An 18,233-nucleotide genomic window follows, 5' to 3' on the forward strand; every position below is an offset into this window, starting at 1 on the left:
GGAGAGAGGGCTGGGCGAGATTCGAACTCGCGACCACTGAGTTAAGAGCCCAGCGCACGACCTGGCTGTGCTTCCAGCCCACGCACTCCCCGTCGGCAGCACACCGGGTTTCCGGTGAAAGTTGCCAGCAGCAGAGCGGAGCGGGTGGGATTTGAACCCACGTTGGACCACTGAAGTAGCTCCAGACCTCGCGCCGCAAGGCGAATACCGGTCCGGAGACGCTACCGCTCCGACGCGCGGGTCCCCGTGCCGAGACCGATGCGCCGGGAATCGAACCCGGTCCGTTCGCTGAGAACGAAGTAACTCCACGACTCGCACCGGCCTGCCGGTGAAAATACGTGTGGAGGGATGTTGCGTGGCGACCAGCCCTGCATCGGTCTCGTCACGACCGCCCGCGACGGGAGTCGAGTGTGCAGGCCTCGACTCCGGAGGACACGGGTGGGAGTCGAACCCACCTGAACCGTCGCACGGCGAGCGTGCGACCGTGTCGGGTGCCTCGGCCTCGCGGCGTCATCGGCGGGTTTCGAATTTACACGGTGTACACATTCTACACCGTGTGGAAGTTCTGGGCGTGTCAAACATTGAGTCGCGCTCACTGTCGTTCGCGCACGACGAAGGGCGAGCAGGAATCGAACCACGGTCTCTCGACCGCTCCCTGATTCGATCTCCTCGCAACTCCGCATCGCGCTCACTGTCGTTCGCGCACGACGAAGGGGCGAGCAGGAATCGAACCTGCGTCTTCTGGCTGCGATCCAGACGGAATTGGCCGAAGGAACTCCACGACTCGCACTGGCAGCAGTGAATAGCTGCGTGGAGGTGAGAGTACTATCCTATCGCCCCACGGGTGGAGGGGTCCGCCCGAGCGGGCGGGCGGCTGGTGTGTTCGCCCCCCGGCGAACACGCCTGCGTCAGCGGGATGGGCGGCCAGGGCGGCCTGGATGACCGGACTGCGTGGCGGTCAGGGCAGCGATGTCGACCATGGCGGGTCGGTGGCCGGATAGGCTGGCCGGTGTTAGGCCGGAACGGCCTGGTTCTCGATGGCGACCTCGTGGACGGCTTCGACACCGAAGCCGTCCTCCAGGTCGGCACGGACGGTACTATCGTCGGGTTGGTCGGACAGCAGCGTGACGGTCACCTCGACGTCCACCTCGATGGCGTTGAGGCTCGGCGTGATGCCGGTGATGCGTTCGACGTCGACCGCGTCGAGGTCGTCGATGCGGGCGATGACGGTCGCGGCGCCGGCCATCAGGTCACCGGGCGCGCCGTCGGGAACGCGGACTGTCAGGTGTGCCGTCGCTTCTGTCTCGTGGCTGAGACGAGTCTGTGCCATAAGTGCTCCCGCCGAGAGTCGAACTCGGGTCTCGGCCTCGAAAGGGCCGCGTGATTGGCCAGCTACACCACGGGAGCAACGCCCCCGGCGCAGCGGAGCTGTTACCGAGGACGAGAGGGTACGGGCGCGTGAGGGCGTGCTTCGGGACCCGGGCGACGGGGGCCACCTCCCGACCAGGTCCCGGGATTCCCACACCTCGGGCGCGGGCCCGTCTCCGGGCGCCGACCGTCTTCGATGGGGAACCCCGGCGGCTGACAGTGATGCCTCTCTGCGACAGGGCGGGTGCCCCGGCAGCGTGCATCTGCCCCCACGCAGGGGGCGACGCCCAGCGGGGGATTCGAACCCCCCGACCGACCCGCGACCGGGTCGGCGATCCAGGCTGGCGACACCAGCTGGGCGAGCAGTCACGACCGACGGTAGCGGGGGCCACGGTGGCCCCGCGAGCCGTCACTCGCGACAGTTGGCACTCATCACGGAACCGTCACTACCGGATACCTATCAGACCAGAGTCGTGACCCGCCGATGGTGAGTCGTGGAACGAAATCCGTTCGATCCAAGAACCCGCCCACCGGCGCACGTGGCGTGGCCTCGACAGCTGAGGTCGAGAGAGAACGCCCAGGGCCACGAAACGGCCTTATGCGGCACCGGCAGAGACGGACCGAACGGCGGGGCGACCGGTGAAGGCCACATACCCGGTGCGTTCGCCCATAATGCCAGAGCCGCATTGGCGGCCGGCTGGGAGGGTAGCACCCTTCCCATTGGCATAGGCGGTCTCGCCACTATCGGTCGTGGCGAGCACCGGATTGGTGGTCTTCGGAATCATGTCGATCACCCCTGCACGGGTTGGAAAGCCGTGCTATTGAGGTACCCGAACGTACAGAAGAGCACTACTTAAATGTACCGGTATAACCACTGTTATCATATCGAACCTTTCCGATTCACACGAGTTATCAGAAACCGACAGGTCAACGAGTCATGGTTAGATTCCTGCGCACGCACGGGACTGCCGGTACGGACACTACCACCGACAGAATCGACTGCTTCGGCGACGACCGAGAGTCCGTCACTGGTCGGCCGCGTCCACGACCTCGTACCCGATGCTCCCGTCGCGCAGCCGGTCGGTATGCCGCGAGAGCTCGTCGGTCACCACGACCAGCAGCACGTCCAGACCCTTCGTCGCCGCCTCGGTCACCGCCTCAGCGGTGCCGAACCGGATGTCCGGCTCCAGCCCGGCGTGACGACAGGCAACCAGCGCCTCGGTCCCCGCCGCCGCCAGCAGGTCGTGCTCGCCGGCGGAATCCGCGATGGTCTCCGAGGGGAGTTCGCGGCTCCCCCCGCGCTGGATGCGCGGAATCGAGACCACCGTGACCGTCCCGAGGTCGTAGTCCAGCACGCCCTCGAAGTCCGTCACCCCCACGTCCTCGTCCGCCCCCGCGTCCGTCACCGCCACCGCGGTCGCACTCCCCGCGTCGCCGGGCGAGGCGTGCATGACCCCGTTCTCCATCGAGAGCGACACCGTCTCCCCCTCCGCGATGTCACCCGTCGCGATGGCCGTCTCGATGTCAACCTGCCCGATGACCTCCTCGGAGACGTGGTCGACGTACCGCCGGAGGTCCTCCGTCCGCGAGATGAGCCAGTCCACCCCCTCCTTGGTCACCTCGTAGCGACCCCGCCCGTGCTTGGCCACGAACCCCCGCTCGACCAGGTCCTGCAAGTAGTCGCTGACCGCCTGGGCCGTCACCCCGATCTCGTCGGCGATCTCCTGCTGGCTCACCGCCGGCTGGCGCTCCGCGATCTGCGAGAGTATCTGGTACTGCGTCGCGTTTCGCTTGCTCTGGAGCACGCTCAATTCGTCCGTATCGGCGGCCTCCCCTGGCATCGTCTGGGCTTGGGAGGTGAAACACAAGTAGCTTTGCACTGGGGTAGCCTGCAGTTGGGAAGTCCACCGCGTGTGGCGACCGTCGACCAGGGGCGCGGCGCCGCGGGGGAGCGGGGGTCGTGGCGAGAAGGGGAAGAAGGGGAAGAGCGCGAGAAGGGGAAGAAGGGGAAGAGCGCCGGGGCTCTCAGTCCAGAAACCGGTCCGCGATGTCCGGCGTGGGCATCATGCACTGGTCCTTCTTGCCGAACCAGCCGTACCGGTGCTCGGCCACGAAGTCGTACAGCGCATCCCGGACGCCCCGTGGCACGACGCGCCCGAGGGACGCCACCCGGTAGACGCCGCCGAGGTGTTCCGCCACGCGGATCACGGCCGCGGATTTCGTGTAGTAGTCGTCGCCCTCGACCAGCACGACGGTCTCGAGCTGGTCGGGCGGGAGCCCGGCACGTTCCTGCAGCCGGCTCCCGGCCTCGGACTGCAGCGGTGCGAACCGGATGGTTCCGTCCGGGTCCCGCGGGATGACGAACTGGACGACGCCGTTACAGAGGTTGCAGACGCCGTCGAACAGCAGTACCGGGCCCTCGACGTCCTCGAGGTCGTCACCGGACTCGCCGGGCGTCGTGGACTCTTCGCTCATCACCGGCCACCGCCGGTCTCCCAGTGTTTGCTCGCCGTCGTGGTCACGTCCACGCCGGGGCTGTAGTACAGCACCGGGTCGCTGTCGGGGTGCTCGAACCCGTTCGCCGCGAACAGGGTGTCGCGTTCCACCGTCGCCTCGGCGGGGTACAGCGTCCAGGGTTCGTGGTCGACGTTCGCGTACCGGATGGACCCGTCGGGAGCCTGCGTGTAGAACCGGTAGCGCTCCGTCAGGAACCGGGCGAGGGGGTCCTCGGTGGACTGGAAGGGCTCGCCACTGGGGCCGTAGGTCGCGGTGTAGTGTGCGGGGCGGTCGCCGGGGTGGAGCCGCCGGCTCTCGAACCGGACCGTCCCATCCACGCCCTCGAGGCTGATGCGGGCGTAGAAGTACGGAAGGTGCTGGAAGACGCGGGCCCCGAGGACGCCGAGGACGCCCTCTGCGTCGAGACTGAAGAAGTAGACGCCGGGCTCGCCGTCGCAGGTGACGTAGGTCCGCAGGTTGAGTTCGGGGAGGTCGAAGCCGAGTCTGGCAGGGAGCCCCCTCGGCCGCACGTCGACGTTCGTGAACGGGACGACCGAGAGGTAGGCGTCTCCGTCGAAGGTGTCCGGGTCGAGTCCGTCGGGCAGGTGCGCGTCGAGCAGTGCGGGGTCGACGGGGTAGTTCTCGAACAGGAGGTTCCGCCAGCCCATCGCGAGAGGGACCACCATAGCTGGTACTTGGTGGCGCAGCGTCAAAAACGGGGAGATTTCGGCGACCGACCGCGGGTGCCGTGGGTCAGAAGTAGCCGAGGGGGTGCGCATCGAGAACCGAGAGAGGCCTGTTTCGGGGAGCAGAAGAGTAGTGGCTCCGGACAGCTATATACGCCGCTGTAGTCCTACACCTCCGGGAATCCGCCCAACGTTTCATAACCGCGACGGGTGTAGGTAGCGTATGGACCTTCCACAGGGGCTGCTCGCGGGGGCACTGGGAGGCCTGCCTGCACAACTCGCGGTTCTCGACCAGGACGGAACCATCGTCTACACCAACGACCGCTGGCGCTCGTTCGCGCTCGAGAACGACGTCGAGGGTGACCCGGACGACGTCGGCAGGAACTACCTCGACGTCACCGAAGCCGCGGCCGCGAAGGACGAGTACGCCGCCGAGGCCGCGGCTGGTCTCCGGGCGGTCCTCGCCGGGGACCGTGACGAGTTCAGGCTCGAGTACCCCTGCCATTCGCCGGACCAGAAGCGCTGGTTCCTCCTGTACGCCAGCCCCTACGAGTACGAGGGCGAGCGGTACGCCATCGTCGAACACCTCGATATCACGGACCGGCGGCTGGCCGAAGACGACCTGTCGACCTCGAACGAGCGCCTCGAGACCGTCGCCAGCGTGCTCTCGCACGACCTCCGGAACCCCATCAGCGTCGCGCTGGGCTACCTCGAGGAACTGGAGGCACGGCTCGATGGGGAAGACGAGTACGTCGAGGGCATCCGGAACTCCCTGGACCGCATGCAGCGGATAATCGAGGACGCACTCGTGCTGGCCCGACAGGGCGAGGTCGGTGATCTCGAGATGGTCGACCTCCACGCCGCGGCCACCGGCGCCTGGGGTAACGTCGACCTCCCTGCGGCCACACTCGACCTGGGTTCGTCGATGCAGTTCCGGGCCGACGCGAGTCTGCTCGACAGCCTCTTCGAGAACCTGTTCCGGAACGCTGCCGAGCACGGAGCCACCTCCCCCGTTCCCGCGGCCAGCGGGGGCGCCGGGGACGATGGACCCGACCGCGAGCCATCGGTGACCGTCACCGTCGGTTCGCTGTCCGACCGGACGGGGTTCTACGTCGAGGACGACGGGCCAGGCATCCCGGACGACCAGGCCGAAGCCGTGTTCGAGCCGGGGTTCACCACCGGCGACGAACAGAACACCGGCCTCGGGCTGGCCATCGTCTCGGCCGTCGCCGAGGCACACGGCTGGACCGTCGACCTGGCCGACACCGAGGCCGGGGCACGCTTCGAGATCACGGGTGTCGAGTCGCCCGGGTAGCCCTCACGCGTCGAGACAGAACTCCCTCACCAGCCGGACCGTCGTCTCGGGGGCCTCCCGCGGCGGCCAGTGCGCACAGTCGTCGAGTATCGTGAGCCGTGCGTCGGGTGCCGCGTCGGCGGCCCGGCGCGCCCACTCGACCGGGACGACCTCGTCGTGCTGCCCGTGGACGAACAGGACCGGGACGGACAGGTCGTCGAGCCGTGGCGTGAAGTTCGTCCGGTAGCCCTCTTTCGTTATCTCGTGCTTCCGGAAGTCCCGGAAGGCGACGCAGGCACTCGGCTTCTTCGCGTACTCCCACACCCGGTCGACGGCGTCCTCGGAGAGCTGGTCGGGGTCGCGTGCGACGCCCGCGAGACTCGCCTTCGTGAACTTCCGGCTCCGGCGGAAGAGCGCGACCGCGATCCTGTTCAGTATCGGGAGCCGCGAGAGCGCGTACGAGAGCTTGCCCCGGGGGAGGTCGGTCCCGAGGCCGAAGCAGTCGAGACAGACCAGTCGTTTCACCGGAACCGTGGTGTCCAGTGTGAGGCCCAGGGCGACCGCGCCACCCATCGAGAGGCCGCAAACGTGAACCCCGTCTCCGTCGCTATCGAGCCCGAGTTCTCGCACGAACCCGGCCATCGTGTCGACGTGGCGGTCGATGGTGTAGTCCACGTCGGGCACGTCGCTGTCGTCGTAGCCCAGCATGTCCGGCGCGTAGACGGTGAAGTCCTCGGCCAGGGGCTCGACGACCTCGCCCCACGACACCGGTCCCGCGTCGATGATTCCGCCGTGCAACAGGAGGAGTGGTGGGCCCTCCCCCGCGGTGACGTACTGGATGGTGTGGCCGTCGACGGAGACTGTTGGCATGCTGCCTCGCTTCTCTCTGAGTCGACATAAACGTGGGCGACGGGGCGACCGGGGGAGTTCCCCAGGCGGCCGTGCCAGACGGACGACGATAGCAGCATGTCGAGAACCGCTTCGGCTCGGTAGACAGCCATCGAGAACGGTGGCTTCACCTGCTCTCCCAGTCAGCTCGCGACCGTGTTCAGTTGCGAAGTGGCCGTTGAACCGGCCGTCTGTGTCCATACCATGTCCGACTGGGCGTTACTCTAGCATAGGGTCCGGCCCACGGTTCAGGTCGAAGTTCTCACGACGTGTATAGGAAGCGGGGTCTGTGCGAGTTCCCATGGTCCTGCGCCCCTGTATGACGTGACAATAGCCTGGTTCCGGGACGGGGACGATGCTGTCGTTTCTCACATACCTTGATGGTCTGTCACTCCCAGTAGCACACGAGACTGGCACATGGACGATGACCTCGCGCAGGACCTGACCGAGCGATATCCGATGCTGTACGACCACGACTCCGTGATGGGCCTCGCACGGCACGCGTTCCCGTTCGAGTGTGACGATGGCTGGTACCCTCTGCTGGACGTCGTCAGTGAGTACGCCCAGTGGTACGCGGAGAAACACGACGAGGAGGTGCGCTTCAGACAGGTCAAGCAGAAGTGGGGTGAACTCAGAATCGCTTACCGCGGACCGAACGACCTCTCGACCGTCCTCGGTTTCGCCCGGATGCTCTCGACCCGGGTCTGTGAGAAGTGCTCGTCGATGGAGGCCGTCGAAGTACGCGACGACGGCGGGTGGGCACGACCGATGTGTGCGGCGTGTTTCGAGGCAGACTGAGTGAGCACCAGATGCTCCTCGACCATGTCTCACGTTGGCTGCTAGCAAGCCACACCTCGGGCGGAGCTTTATGCCGGCTATCCCTGTAGGTCCTGTCCGACCGGGGGATTCGATCATGGACCTGACAGACATGACTCGTGGGGAGTGGCACACCGACGACGAACCCGTGACCATCGTGGCACACGCCCGAGCGGACCTCGATGCTGTAGGGTCGGCCATCGGCCTCGCAGACGCGTTGCCGGGCGACTGCCGGGTCGTCCTTCCAGACGGGGCGACCAGACAGGCGGCACGGCTCGGGGACGACCCCGTCGTGGTCGATGACGACAGCACGACAGCAGCAGGCGCGACCATCGTGGTCGACGCGCCCTCGACAGCCCGCATCGCACCGTTCGACGTGACAGCCGGTGAGGGGCCGCTCGTGGTCTTCGACCACCACGAGGCCGACGACCTGGCGGCCATGGCGGACGCTGCCGAGGTAGACCAGACGGCAGGGGCGACCGCGACACTCGTCGCCGAGTTCGTCGACCGGGCGGGGCTCTCGCTGAGCAGCCGCGGCGCCCTTGCGCTCGCGACCGGCATCGTCGCCGATACCGGCGGCCTACGTTCCGCGCCGGGGCGGGACCTGCAGGCACTCGTCCCCCTCCTCGTACAGGCCGCGGACCGACTCGACGAGCTACAGGACCTGTTCGATTCGGCACCCTCGTTCTCCGAGCGCGTGGCGACGTTCAAGGGCGTCTCCCGGTTCCGGGGGTATCGGGCGGGCCAGACCCTCGTCGGTGTCACGGAGGTCGGCGCACACCAGACGGCGACGGCGCACGCCCTGTTCGGGGCAGGTGCGGACGTCGCCATCGTCCTGACCGAGCGAGACGGGGAGACGATGGTCGTCGGGCGGGTCGACGACAGACTCGCGGATGCCGTGAACCTCGTCGACGACGTCTTCGGGCCGCTGGAGGAGACATTCGGCGGCTCGGGTGGCGGCCACGCGAACGCGGGCGTGACCACCCTCGAGACGACCGCACTGCATGCGGTTCGAGCACGCATCGTCGACTGTCTCGACCACACGCTGGACACCCAGTTCTCCGAGCTGCCGTGAGCAGGCGCGTGCCTCAGCCGATATCGAGGGACTCGGTCTGGACCGACCCGGTGTCGTCGACGGTGACGCTCGCGACGCCCCCCTCGCCCGGGTTGAAGGCGTAGCTGTGGCCCGCCGTCGTCTCGATGGCCGTGAACCCGTAGGTGTGCGTGTGCCCGGAGAGGCAGGCAACCGGTCCGGTCGCCGCGAGGGCAAGCCGCAGGGCGAGCGACCCGGTGTGGTAGTCGCCGTCGTGGGAGTGCTTGTCGCGGCGGTCGAAGGGGACGTGGAACGGGGAGACGTGGCTCGCGACCAGGACCGGACCCGACCCCGGTCCCGAGGCCGCCTGGACGACCGCGGTGAGCGTCTCGAATCGCTCTTCGAGCATCGAGAGCGACGACTCGAATTGGCGCGTCGCCTCCCGCCCGTCGATGCCGAGGTTCGCAGCGAGGTCGTCGGCGTCGTCGACACCGCCCAGGTAGCGGCCCGCGTGGCCGAGCAGGGTGTCGGCGATGGTGTCCGGGGTCGCCGTCGTGCCCGAGCCGACGTCGATGTCCGGGTAGTCGGGCGCGAGGTGCGCCGAGGTGAAGTCGAACTGTTCGCAGCCCCACCCGACGATTGAGCAGCCGCCGGTACCGTCTCCGGAGCCCACTCGCGTGGCGTCCTCGTGGAGCAGGGTGACGTTCTCGAGGCCGTCGGTCAGTCGCCGCGTACAGTCCAGCGGGTCGTGGTTCCCCGGGACCGCGACGACCGGGGTGCCGTGGTCGTTCAGCGACTCGAAGAACGCCCGGCCGCGTCGCTCGTAGCGCTCGCCGGCCTGAACCGACTTCGCGTGCTCGCGGTTCTCGTCGATGACGTCGCCGAGCGAGACGACGGCATCGTACTCCTCGACGGGGAGTGCGTCGGCCGAGAGCTGTTCGCCATTGGTCTGGATGTGCAGGTCGGTCATGACGAGCAATCTCGTCGTCGAAGGGTCGGATGGCATGTCGAAGGGTGGCGGTGGGTAGGTGGTGTGGTCACTGGGTGGCCGAGTCGTCGGCCTGTGAGCTGTCGGCAGCCGCACGGTCGGCGTAGCGGGTCCCGTCCGCGAGGTACGAGACCAGCGTCTCCATGGCGAGCGGGCGGTAGTCCAGCAACTCCACGGAGAAGTTGACCCGGCGCTCCTCGGGGTCGACGAAGGGAAACTCGTCGGGCCAGTTGTTGTGGTGGTGGCCGTGGAGCACCCAGCCAGGGACGTTCGGCGGCGCGTCGACCGGGTCGTGGACGGCGTAGAACCGATGGCCCCCGTACTCGAACTGGTAGTGTTCGAAGAAGCCGACCCCGTCGAGGGAGTCGAACACCGTCCCGTCGTGGTTCCCGACGAGGAACACCAGCTCCCCGTTGAGCGCCTCCAGCCAGTGCAGCAGGTCGCCCTCGTCGTAGGAGATGGTCAGGTCCCCGCCGAAGAGGACCTCGTCCCCCGGGTCGACGACCGTGTTCCAGTTCTCGACCAGCGTCTCGTTCATCTCCTCGACGGAGTCGAACGGTCGGTCACAGTACTCGATGATGTTCCCGTGGTCGAGGTGGAGGTCCGAGACGAGATAATCCATAGATATTTGATAGGAACACCCGCACTCAAAGGTTTGCGTGGTGTGACTCGGAGTGACATGGCACCTCTCCTCCTCGCGGAGAGCGGGATGATCGGTAGAGGCGGTGAATTTCCGTCGTCGCGACAGTCACACCGGCAGGAACGCCGGGTCGACGTGGTTCAGTTCCAGTATCGTATCGAAGTAGCTGTAGAAGTCCTCGTAGAGGTCGACGCACTTGTCGTCGTGGTCGTACCGGAACGTGTGGAAGTCGCCGACGACGGCGCAGTACCGCTTCGCCCGCGTCAGGGCGACGTTGAGGCGTCGGGGGCCGTCCTCCGGACGCCCGAGGAAGCCCACGTCGCCCTCGCTGTTGCTCCGGACGAGCGAGATGACGATGGCCGTCTTCTCGCTCCCTTGGAATGAGTCGATGGTGTCCACGGTCACCGCATCGGCCACGTCGGTGTGGTCGGCGAGGGACCGCTCCAGAAGGCGGACCTGGGCGGTGTAGGGGGTGATTATGCCGATCTCGTCGGCGGAGACATCGTTCAGGAGGTCCGTGACGAGGTGGACCACCATCCGGGCCTCCGTCTCGTTCGCGCGGGAGTGGTCGACCACGTCGACGCTGCCACCGATGTTGTAGCCCTCGATGGCGGGCCTGTCCGGAAGCGGGTCGACGGTCCGGCCGTTGCGGAGGCTCCGGTCGTAGAACGCCCGGTTCGGGAACGACGCGATGTCACGGTGCATCCGGTACTGGGTCTTGAGCTGGAGGCCGACCCCCTCGTAGACGCCGCCCTCGGCGTAGAGATGCTCGAACAGCGAGAGTCCGTAGCTGGAGGCCGGGGGCTCCTCGGTCGCACTGAACGGCGGGAGCTGGCGGTGGTCACCGGCGAGGACGACCCGGTCCGCCTTCGAGAGCGGGATGCACGACGCGGTGCAGGTCGACTGGGTCGCCTCGTCGAGGACGACGAGGTCGAACTCGCGGGGGATGGTGGCCGCGCTGCTGTTCGTCGCCGCGACGACCTGCGGCCTGTCGGCGACGTCTCCGTACTGCTGGCGAACCAGGGCGTGCTGCGACCGTTCCGCGTTCGCCCGGTCGAGCACGAACTCGCCGGCCCCGTGCTGGCCGTAGGCGTGCAGGGACTGTTCGTCGGGGTCGCCCCGCGTCGACGACCCGGCGACGAGGTTGTCGACCGCCTGGTTGGAGTCCGCACAGACGAGCACGTCCTCGCCGGCGTCTGCGGCCCGGCGGACGATCTCCAGCAGCGTCCGGGACTTGCCGGTGCCGGGCGGGCCGTGGATACAGAACAGGTCGTCGGCCAGCAGGGCGTACGTCACCGCGAGTTGCTGTTCCTGGTTCAGGTCGGTGTCGAAGCTCTCGCTGCGTGCCGCCGCGTCGTGGGAGAACGAGACGGGACGTTCGCCGGCCAGGACCCCCGCGAGCCGGTGGTCCGAGAGGTCGTCGATGGCGTCCTGTTCGCGGTCGAACGGGACGGGGTTGCACAGTTCCGAGACGCCGACGGACCGGTCCCCGGTGAGGTGGCTCCGGACGAGGGCGGAGTCCTCGACGTCGGTCCAGTCGAGCGTGAGCCAGACGTTCAGCCCCCGGATCTTCTCGACCTCGGCCGCGACGGGGAAGGCGTCGGGGGCGTCAGCCGCGTCGGCCGCAGGCGCGTGGACGAGGACCTCGTTCCCCTCGTGGATACCGAACTCGTCCTCGACGAAGAAGGCCCAGTCGCCATCGCGGCGGTCCTCGAGCGAGGAGTCGAGGTCGACCCGGAACTGGTACGTCCCGTCCTCGACGCCCCGGCTCTGGAGCGCGGGAATCGCCCCGCCGCCCTGTTCGTAGATGGCCCGGGCGGAGCGCGACCGGGCGCGGTCGCGGTTCGCGTCGCGCGTCGCGTCGCGTTCGTTCTCGACGTAGTCGGCGAACTCGGCCAGCAGTTCGGCCGTGTCGGTCGGGTTCCGGGGCTCCTCGTGGTCGGCGATGGGCGCGTCGTACCCCGGCGGCATCGTCTCGGGGAGGAAGTCCGAGTGCCAGAACCGGATGCGGTTCGCCAGCGCCGTCTCGCCGAACTCCTCGGCCGGTATCGAGTCGTGGCCGTCGTCCCCCTCGACGACGAAGATGGGCCCGCGGAGGTCGTGTTCGGTGTAGCCGACGTACTCCCCGGTCGGGGCCGCCCCATCGGGGTCGTGCAGGGGGATGCACGTCCAGCCGTGCTCCGGGTGGGTCAGCGACCCGTGGTGGCTGGCGAATTCGGCTATCGGGCGGACGGGGACGTCCGGCCCCGCCGGGTCCAGGTCCTCGGAGGCCGGCGCGGAGAGGGCGGCGTCCGCGAGCGCGTAGCCATCGACCGCGTGTTCGAACAGCAGCGACATTCACTCCAGACTACACCTGTCACACGATATAATGGTTCGTGCGTTTCCGCCCCTCGTGCCCCGGAGTCGCCGGAGGCAGGGATGGACCCGGCCATAAATTATAACAGTGGAGAATTTACGGATAAGACATATTAATTCGGATAGATACTATAGCAGTATGGAGACACACGTCACCTTCGTGCTGGACTCGTCGGGGTCGATGGCGAAGATCGAGGAGGACACCAGGGGCGGGTTCAACACCTTCCTGCAGGACCAGCAGGACGCGGAGGGGACCGCCACCGTGTCGCTGTTCCAGTTCGCCACCACCGTCGACCAGGTCTACCACGCCCGACCGATAGACGAGGCCCCGGAACTCGATGGCGACAACTACACCCCCGGTGGCAGCACCGCCCTCTACGACGCGCTCACCACCGCGGTCGACGAGACGAGGTCCTACGTCGACGGGAAGGACGGTGCGGAGCGCCCCGAGAACGTCGTCGTGGTGGTGTTGACCGACGGGAAGGAGAACGCCTCGGAGACGCCCCGGAAGACCGTCCGCGAGCGAGTCGAGGTGTGCCAGACCGAGCGCGACTGGGAGTTCCTGTTCATCGGGGCGAACCAGGACGCGGCGCTGGCGGCCGAGAGCGTGGGCATCGACGAGGACCGCTCGCTCGACATGGCCCACAGTGGCGAGGGGGCCCGGGCCGCATACGAGTCGACGTCCGAACGCGTCAGGGAGACGCGACGCGAGGGCCGGTCCGAGGGCTTCACCGAGGAGGACCGCCGGCGGCAAGAAGAGTCCGACTGAGCAGACACCGAGGGCGGAAGAACCCTCGCCGCCCTACTCCTCGAGCACCGTCGCCAGCGCGTCCATCACGCGGTCGACCTTCTCCAGCTGGGCGTTGTAGCCCATGTGGCCGACGCGGAGGATGTCGTCGGCGAGGTCGCCGAGGCCGGTCGAGAGGACGATGTCGTGGTCGTCTTCGAGGGTCTGCTGGACCGCCCCGGCCTCGCCGGGGAGGTGGAACGCGGTCACGGTCGGGGCACAGCGCTCGGGAGCCGGGTAGAGGTCCAGCCCGAGTTCTGCCCCACGTTCCCGACAGTGCGTGGCGACCGTCTCGTGACGCTCGTAGACCGAATCCAGGCCCTCCTCCAGCAGCAGCGACAGCGACTCGTCGAGTGCGGCGACGTTGGCCACGAGGTGGGTGTAGGGGAACATCTCGCTCGTGTCGCGCCACGGGAGCAGGTTCGTGTAGAGCGAGGCCGGGTCGCGGTCCTCGGCGACGCTCCACGCGCGGTCGCTGACAGCGACGGTCGTCAGGCCCGGCGGCGAGCTGAACGCCTTCTGGGACGCGCCCAGATTGATGTCGATGTGCTCGCTCGGGACGGGCGTCCCGCCGAGCGAGGAGACGGCGTCGACCACCGTCAGGACGTCGTGCTCGTGACACAGTTCGAGGACGGGTTCGATGTCGTTCAGGGTGCCCGTCGGGGTCTCGCAGTGGACCATCGTCGCGAGCTTGTACTCGCCCTCTTCGAGGGCAGTCTCGACCGCGTCGATGTCGAGCGGGTCGGTGTAGTCGGCCCCGACGACAGTCGGCTCGCCGCCGTAGTTCTCCACGAAGTCGGCGAATCCGTCGCCGTAGAGGCCGTTCGAGACGCACAGGACCTCGTCACCGGGGGCGACAGTCGAGGCGATGGCGGCCTCGAGGCCGAGGATGCCCTCGCCGCCCATGACGATGACGTCGTCGTCGGTGTCGTAGACGGTCTGGAGCTTCTCGCAGACCTCGTCGTAGGTGTCGAAGAACGCCTGTTCGACGTCCGGGTTCGGCATCGGGTCGCTCATGCGGTCGCGGACCCGCGGCGGGACGGCGGTGGGGCCGGGTGTCAGTTGCATGTGTGGGCGTTGTCGATGGGGTGGCTTAGGCGTGGCTGGTTGGCCCTGGTGGTAGTGCGGGTGGTGCGGGCCGCACCGGACGGGAAGGCACAAAAGCACCCTCCACGCAGTTGGGGACATGAGCAAACTCTCGCCCGCGGACCTGGAGCGCTACATCTTCTCACGGACGGGCGCGGCCAGCGACGACCTCCTGGTCGGCGCCGGCTACGGCGAGGACGCCGCGGCCATCGCCACCGACGAGGGGACCATGGTCGTGAGCACCGACCCCATCTCGCTCGCGGCCGACCGCATCGGGACGCTCGGGGTCGCCATCGCCAGCAACGACGTGGCGGCCTGTGGCGGCGTCCCGGAGTGGCTCGTGAGCACCATCCTGCTGCCGGAGCCCGACGTCGACCTCCTCGACGAGATCACGGCCCAGCTCGACGCCGAGGCCAGCCGTCTGGGAATCACCATCATCGGCGGCCACACCGAGACCGTCGCGGGACTGGAGCGCCCGCTCCTCTCGCTCACCTGCATGGGGCCGACCGACCGGTACGTCCCGACCAGCGGGGCGACCCCCGGCGACACCGTGATTCTCACGAAGGGCGCCGGCATCGAGGCGACGGCGGTCCTCGCGACCGACTTCGGTGCGGACCTCGCCGAGGCAGGCGTCGATTCGGAGACCGTCGAGCGCGCCGCGGGGTTCTTCGACGACATCAGCGTCCTCCCCGATTCGGCGGTCCTCGCGCCCGTCGCGACCGCGATGCACGACCCGACCGAGGGCGGCGTCCTCAACGGGCTGGTCGAACTCGCCTGCGCCTCTGGCGTCAGGCTCGAAGTGGACAGCGAGGACGTCGGCGTCCGCCCCGAGACCCGCACCCTCTGTGCAGCGATGGACGTCGACCCGGTCCGGGTCCTCGGCTCCGGCGCGCTGCTGGCGGCCGTCCCCGAAGACGACGCCGAATCGGTACTCTCGGCGCTGGAATCGGAAGGCATCGAGGCGACCGCCCTCACCGCGGTCGAGGCGGCAGCCGACGAGGACGAGGTGGGCGTCATCTACGACGGCCAGCACTACGCCGGCAGCGTCGACGACGACATGTACGACCTCTGGGACTGAGCCGGGCTGGGTCGTCGCCGGCCGCCGTCGGCGACCACAACACTTGATTCGGCCTCTCCCCTACCGCCAGCTATGCCCCACGTCTCCCGGCTGCTCGTCCATCCCGTCAAGTCGCTCGACCCCCACCCCGTCGACGCGGTCGACATCAACAACGGCGCCCTGCGCCACGACCGGGAGTACGCCATCGTCGACGGGAACCGGGAGTTCGTCAACGGGAAGCGCGAACCCGCCATCCACCGAATCCGGAGCGAGTACGACCACGAGACGCGGACGCTCCGGGTGCGCGAACAGGGCGACGACGAGTGGGAGTCGTTCCGCATGGACGCCGACCGGGGCGAGCTGAACGCGTGGCTCTCCGGCGTGTTCGACTACCCCGTGAGCGTCGTCCGGGACGCCAGCGGCGGGATGCCCGACGACACGACCGCCGACGGCCCGACCGTTATCGCCTGGGAGACGGTTGCAGCCGTCGCCGATTGGTTCGACGACATCGGCCCCGAGGAGATGCTGCGTCGCCTCCGACCGAACGTGGTCGTCGAGGCCGGCGAGGCGTTCTGGGAGGACCGCCTCTACGCCGACCGCGAGTCGGTCCGCGAGTTCACCATCGGCGACGTGGAGGTGCGCGGGCACAACCCCTGCCAGCGCTGCGTGGTGCCGTCGCGCGACCCGGACACCGGCGAGGAGACCGACGGCTTCCGCGAACGATTCGTGACGAAGCGCGAGGAGACCCTGCCGGCGTGGGCGGCCCACGACTGGTTCGACCACCACTTCCGGGTGATGGTGAACACCTCGATTCCGGAGTCTGAGTGGGGGAAGGTGGTGGCGGTCGGTGACGAGGTCGAACTCGGGGACGAACGATCCGTCTGAACGGTCTGGTTCCTGCCTCGCTGAATCACTGGAAAAACGCAAGCGTGCTGTCCCGTACCGGCCCGCCGGTCGGGTTTCGTGGGCTCAGACGATGCGAACCCGACTGCGGGACTCTCTCGCCTCGGAGACGATTTCGGACATCCGCTGGACGAAGTCGTCCCGTTGCTCTGCGAACCGGTCGCGACTGTACGCCTCGACCTCGTCGGTGATGCGGTGCATCAGTTCCTCGGCCGCCGTCGCTGCCGCCTCCCCATCCTCGAAGGCGAGCGGTTCGAACACGTTCTTGTGGCGCCGACCGTTCTCCTCGGCCGTCATCACCAGCACCTCGTGGCGCTCCTCCTCGTCGTGCTCCCAGCGAAGCACCTCGACCTGCACCGTCGCGTTCTCGGTCACCTCGTAGGTGTACCTGACTCCCATGCTGTTCGCCGTCTCCGTGTGGTCGCTCTCCCAACCCCCGGGCGCGACTGCGCTCCGAACGAGCATGGGAACAGGTAACACACGCGGCCATATAACTCCCCACCCGCGCTGATAAAGGCAATTGAAGAGGCGTCGGGGCTTATCCAGACGCGATGACAGACGCGACCGACGCCACCGGTGAGGACGGCAGCATCACCCCGGCCGCACCCGACGAGTTCGGCCTCGTGCAGGTGTTCTGGGGCGACGGGAAGGGGAAGACAACGGCCGCGATGGGGATGGGCCTCCGCGCTGCGGGCCGTGGCTACCGCGTCCACATGCTCCAGTTCATGAAAGGCGGCGCGGACAGCGTCGAGGACGCCCCCGGCGAGTACCGCGCCATCGACGCCCTCCCGGGCTTCAGCTACGAGAACACGGGCCACTACGGGTGGCACGGCTTCCACGACGGGAGCGACGACGACGAGCACGCCGCACAGGCGCGTGCTGGCCTCGCAAGGGCTCGGGAGCTGGTCGAAGCCTGCCAGCGTGCAGACCTCACGGCGCCGATTCCCCTCGACGGCGACCCCGACGACGGGGTCCACATGCTCGTCCTCGACGAGATCGTCTACGCCGGGAACCGCGGACTGGTGGACACCGACGACGTCCTCGACCTGCTCGCGGATGCCCCCGACGACCTCGAACTCGTGCTCACCGGTGGGCACGAGGACCCCGACTGGCTCACCGGGGTCGCAGACCTCGTCACCAACGTCCGCAAGGTCGAGCACCCTATCGAGGCCGGCCAGGGTGCCCGGAAGGGAACGGAGTACTGAAACACCAGTGGTAATCATGCATAGCCATTAACTGGTGGTGTGCGGTAGCACGTAGTGCCCCGATTCTGGGCACTCCGGCACCCGGAACGGACCCACCACGAAGGGGGAGGGTTCGGACCGGCGTTGCGACCACGTACAGCCGTCCCGTCCTGCGTTCCGTTGCCCCCGGGCTGACGACATTCCCCTGGTCAGTCCGGTGGGTCGACGGGCCCGATGTACGCGTTCTTCCAGGTGTCTCCCGCCCGCCACTGCCAGTAGTAGTAGCGATAGCCCGGCTTCGTCTCCTTGACCGTGACGTAGGCCCCCTGCGCCGGGACCGCCTCGTAGTCGGCAGGGTCGGTCGAGAGACCGCGGTCTTCCAGTCCCTGGAGTTCGTCCTCGTCGACTGGCTCGCCGGCCTGGTCGACTGGCTCGTCGCGGGCCTTCAGCCGTTTCCACGCGGCCAGGTCGCGGGCGTAGGTCGCGATGGCGTCCAGTCGCTCCGGGGACTGCCTCTCCAGCGGGTCGAGCACGTACGAGGGGAGTTCCGGCGGGGCGGGGCGGTCTGGCGGCGTCGGTGGATTCGGAGAATCGTCGTCGGCCATAGTTACCCCACGGTTCGAATGTATTTCAATCGTGGGGTAACTCGGGC

The 18,233-nt window shown here is 67.9% G+C and carries 18 protein-coding genes and 2 tRNA genes; 7 read left to right on the forward strand and 13 right to left on the reverse strand.

What is annotated here, in order from left to right; genetic code table 11:
• Window positions 1-6: 6 nt before the first annotated feature.
• From NOV86_RS20535 to NOV86_RS20560, 6 genes are all read right to left on the reverse strand, one after another.
• A tRNA-Lys gene (locus tag NOV86_RS20535) sits at window positions 7-80 on the reverse strand.
• A 932-nt stretch (window positions 81-1,012) separates the two neighbouring features.
• Window positions 1,013-1,330 (reverse strand): hypothetical protein, encoded by a 318-nt coding sequence (locus NOV86_RS20540; RefSeq protein ID WP_267643694.1) that lies wholly within the window; start codon window positions 1,328-1,330, stop codon window positions 1,013-1,015.
• A gap of 3 nt (window positions 1,331-1,333) precedes the next feature.
• A tRNA-Glu gene (locus NOV86_RS20545) sits at window positions 1,334-1,407 on the reverse strand.
• 986 nt (window positions 1,408-2,393) lie between these two features.
• Window positions 2,394-3,209, reverse strand: a complete 816-nt coding sequence (locus NOV86_RS20550) for a DUF7839 domain-containing protein (RefSeq protein ID WP_267643695.1) — start codon at window positions 3,207-3,209, stop codon at window positions 2,394-2,396.
• Window positions 3,210-3,393: 184 nt separating this feature from the next.
• Entirely contained in the window at window positions 3,394-3,843 is a 450-nt protein-coding gene (locus NOV86_RS20555) for a thiol-disulfide oxidoreductase DCC family protein (protein WP_267643696.1), read from the reverse strand.
• Entirely contained in the window at window positions 3,843-4,550 is a 708-nt protein-coding gene (locus NOV86_RS20560; protein WP_267643697.1) for a YqjF family protein, read from the reverse strand. The genes NOV86_RS20555 and NOV86_RS20560 overlap by 1 nt, the downstream gene beginning before the upstream one ends.
• Before the next feature lie 223 nt (window positions 4,551-4,773).
• Here NOV86_RS20560 and NOV86_RS20565 point away from each other — a divergent pair, with 223 nt between their 5' ends.
• Window positions 4,774-5,865, forward strand: a complete 1,092-nt coding sequence (locus NOV86_RS20565; protein ID WP_267643698.1) for a sensor histidine kinase — start codon at window positions 4,774-4,776, stop codon at window positions 5,863-5,865.
• Between the two features lie 3 nt (window positions 5,866-5,868).
• Here the strand turns inward: NOV86_RS20565 and NOV86_RS20570 are convergent, their stop codons facing one another.
• Window positions 5,869-6,714: an alpha/beta fold hydrolase gene (locus NOV86_RS20570; RefSeq protein ID WP_267643699.1), complete on the reverse strand. Its 846-nt coding sequence runs from the start codon at window positions 6,712-6,714 to the stop codon at window positions 5,869-5,871.
• 435 nt (window positions 6,715-7,149) lie between these two features.
• Between NOV86_RS20570 and NOV86_RS20575 the strand changes: the two genes are divergently transcribed.
• Both NOV86_RS20575 and NOV86_RS20580 read left to right on the forward strand, forming a co-directional pair.
• Window positions 7,150-7,530: a hypothetical protein gene (locus tag NOV86_RS20575; protein WP_267643700.1), complete on the forward strand. Its 381-nt coding sequence runs from the start codon at window positions 7,150-7,152 to the stop codon at window positions 7,528-7,530.
• Between the two features lie 115 nt (window positions 7,531-7,645).
• On the forward strand, window positions 7,646-8,623 hold the full coding sequence (locus tag NOV86_RS20580; RefSeq protein WP_267643701.1) for a DHH family phosphoesterase: 978 nt from the start codon (window positions 7,646-7,648) through the stop codon (window positions 8,621-8,623).
• 13 nt (window positions 8,624-8,636) lie between these two features.
• On the opposite strand, the gene NOV86_RS20585 is transcribed toward NOV86_RS20580, so the two are convergent.
• The 3 genes from NOV86_RS20585 to NOV86_RS20595 all read right to left on the reverse strand — a co-directional run bounded on the left by NOV86_RS20585 (window position 8,637) and on the right by NOV86_RS20595 (window position 12,546).
• Complete coding sequence (locus NOV86_RS20585; protein ID WP_267643702.1) at window positions 8,637-9,551, reverse strand: metallophosphoesterase family protein; 915 nt, start codon at window positions 9,549-9,551, stop codon at window positions 8,637-8,639.
• Between the two features lie 67 nt (window positions 9,552-9,618).
• Window positions 9,619-10,191 carry a metallophosphoesterase gene (locus tag NOV86_RS20590; RefSeq protein ID WP_267643703.1) on the reverse strand — a complete coding sequence of 191 codons (573 nt, stop codon included), beginning with the start codon at window positions 10,189-10,191 and terminating at the stop codon, window positions 9,619-9,621.
• Between the two features lie 126 nt (window positions 10,192-10,317).
• Window positions 10,318-12,546, reverse strand: coding sequence for an AAA domain-containing protein (locus NOV86_RS20595; protein WP_267643704.1), 2,229 nt, complete (start codon window positions 12,544-12,546; stop codon window positions 10,318-10,320).
• Window positions 12,547-12,703: 157 nt separating this feature from the next.
• On the opposite strand from NOV86_RS20595, the gene NOV86_RS20600 reads away from it, so the two are divergent.
• Window positions 12,704-13,333: a vWA domain-containing protein gene (locus tag NOV86_RS20600; RefSeq protein ID WP_267643705.1), complete on the forward strand. Its 630-nt coding sequence runs from the start codon at window positions 12,704-12,706 to the stop codon at window positions 13,331-13,333.
• Window positions 13,334-13,366: 33 nt separating this feature from the next.
• Here the strand turns inward: NOV86_RS20600 and NOV86_RS20605 are convergent, their stop codons facing one another.
• Window positions 13,367-14,419, reverse strand: a complete 1,053-nt coding sequence (locus tag NOV86_RS20605; protein WP_267643706.1) for a pyridoxal-phosphate-dependent aminotransferase family protein — start codon at window positions 14,417-14,419, stop codon at window positions 13,367-13,369.
• A 118-nt stretch (window positions 14,420-14,537) separates the two neighbouring features.
• On the opposite strand from NOV86_RS20605, the gene NOV86_RS20610 reads away from it, so the two are divergent.
• On the forward strand, window positions 14,538-15,515 hold the full coding sequence (locus tag NOV86_RS20610; protein ID WP_267643707.1) for an AIR synthase family protein: 978 nt from the start codon (window positions 14,538-14,540) through the stop codon (window positions 15,513-15,515).
• 72 nt (window positions 15,516-15,587) lie between these two features.
• Complete coding sequence (locus NOV86_RS20615; RefSeq protein WP_267643708.1) at window positions 15,588-16,379, forward strand: MOSC domain-containing protein; 792 nt, start codon at window positions 15,588-15,590, stop codon at window positions 16,377-16,379.
• A gap of 84 nt (window positions 16,380-16,463) precedes the next feature.
• Here the strand turns inward: NOV86_RS20615 and NOV86_RS20620 are convergent, their stop codons facing one another.
• Window positions 16,464-16,862: a hypothetical protein gene (locus NOV86_RS20620; protein ID WP_267643709.1), complete on the reverse strand. Its 399-nt coding sequence runs from the start codon at window positions 16,860-16,862 to the stop codon at window positions 16,464-16,466.
• Window positions 16,863-16,948: 86 nt separating this feature from the next.
• Between NOV86_RS20620 and NOV86_RS20625 the strand changes: the two genes are divergently transcribed.
• Window positions 16,949-17,602 carry a cob(I)yrinic acid a,c-diamide adenosyltransferase gene (locus NOV86_RS20625; protein WP_267643710.1) on the forward strand — a complete coding sequence of 218 codons (654 nt, stop codon included), beginning with the start codon at window positions 16,949-16,951 and terminating at the stop codon, window positions 17,600-17,602.
• A gap of 188 nt (window positions 17,603-17,790) precedes the next feature.
• Here NOV86_RS20625 and NOV86_RS20630 read toward each other — a convergent pair whose 3' ends face one another.
• A complete protein-coding gene (locus NOV86_RS20630) occupies window positions 17,791-18,186 on the reverse strand; it encodes a hypothetical protein (protein ID WP_267643711.1) in 396 nt (131 codons plus the stop codon).
• Window positions 18,187-18,233 lie beyond the last annotated feature (47 nt).

The organism is Haloarchaeobius amylolyticus, assembly GCF_026616195.1.
GTDB classification, from domain to species: Archaea; Halobacteriota; Halobacteria; order Halobacteriales; family Natrialbaceae; genus Haloarchaeobius; species Haloarchaeobius amylolyticus.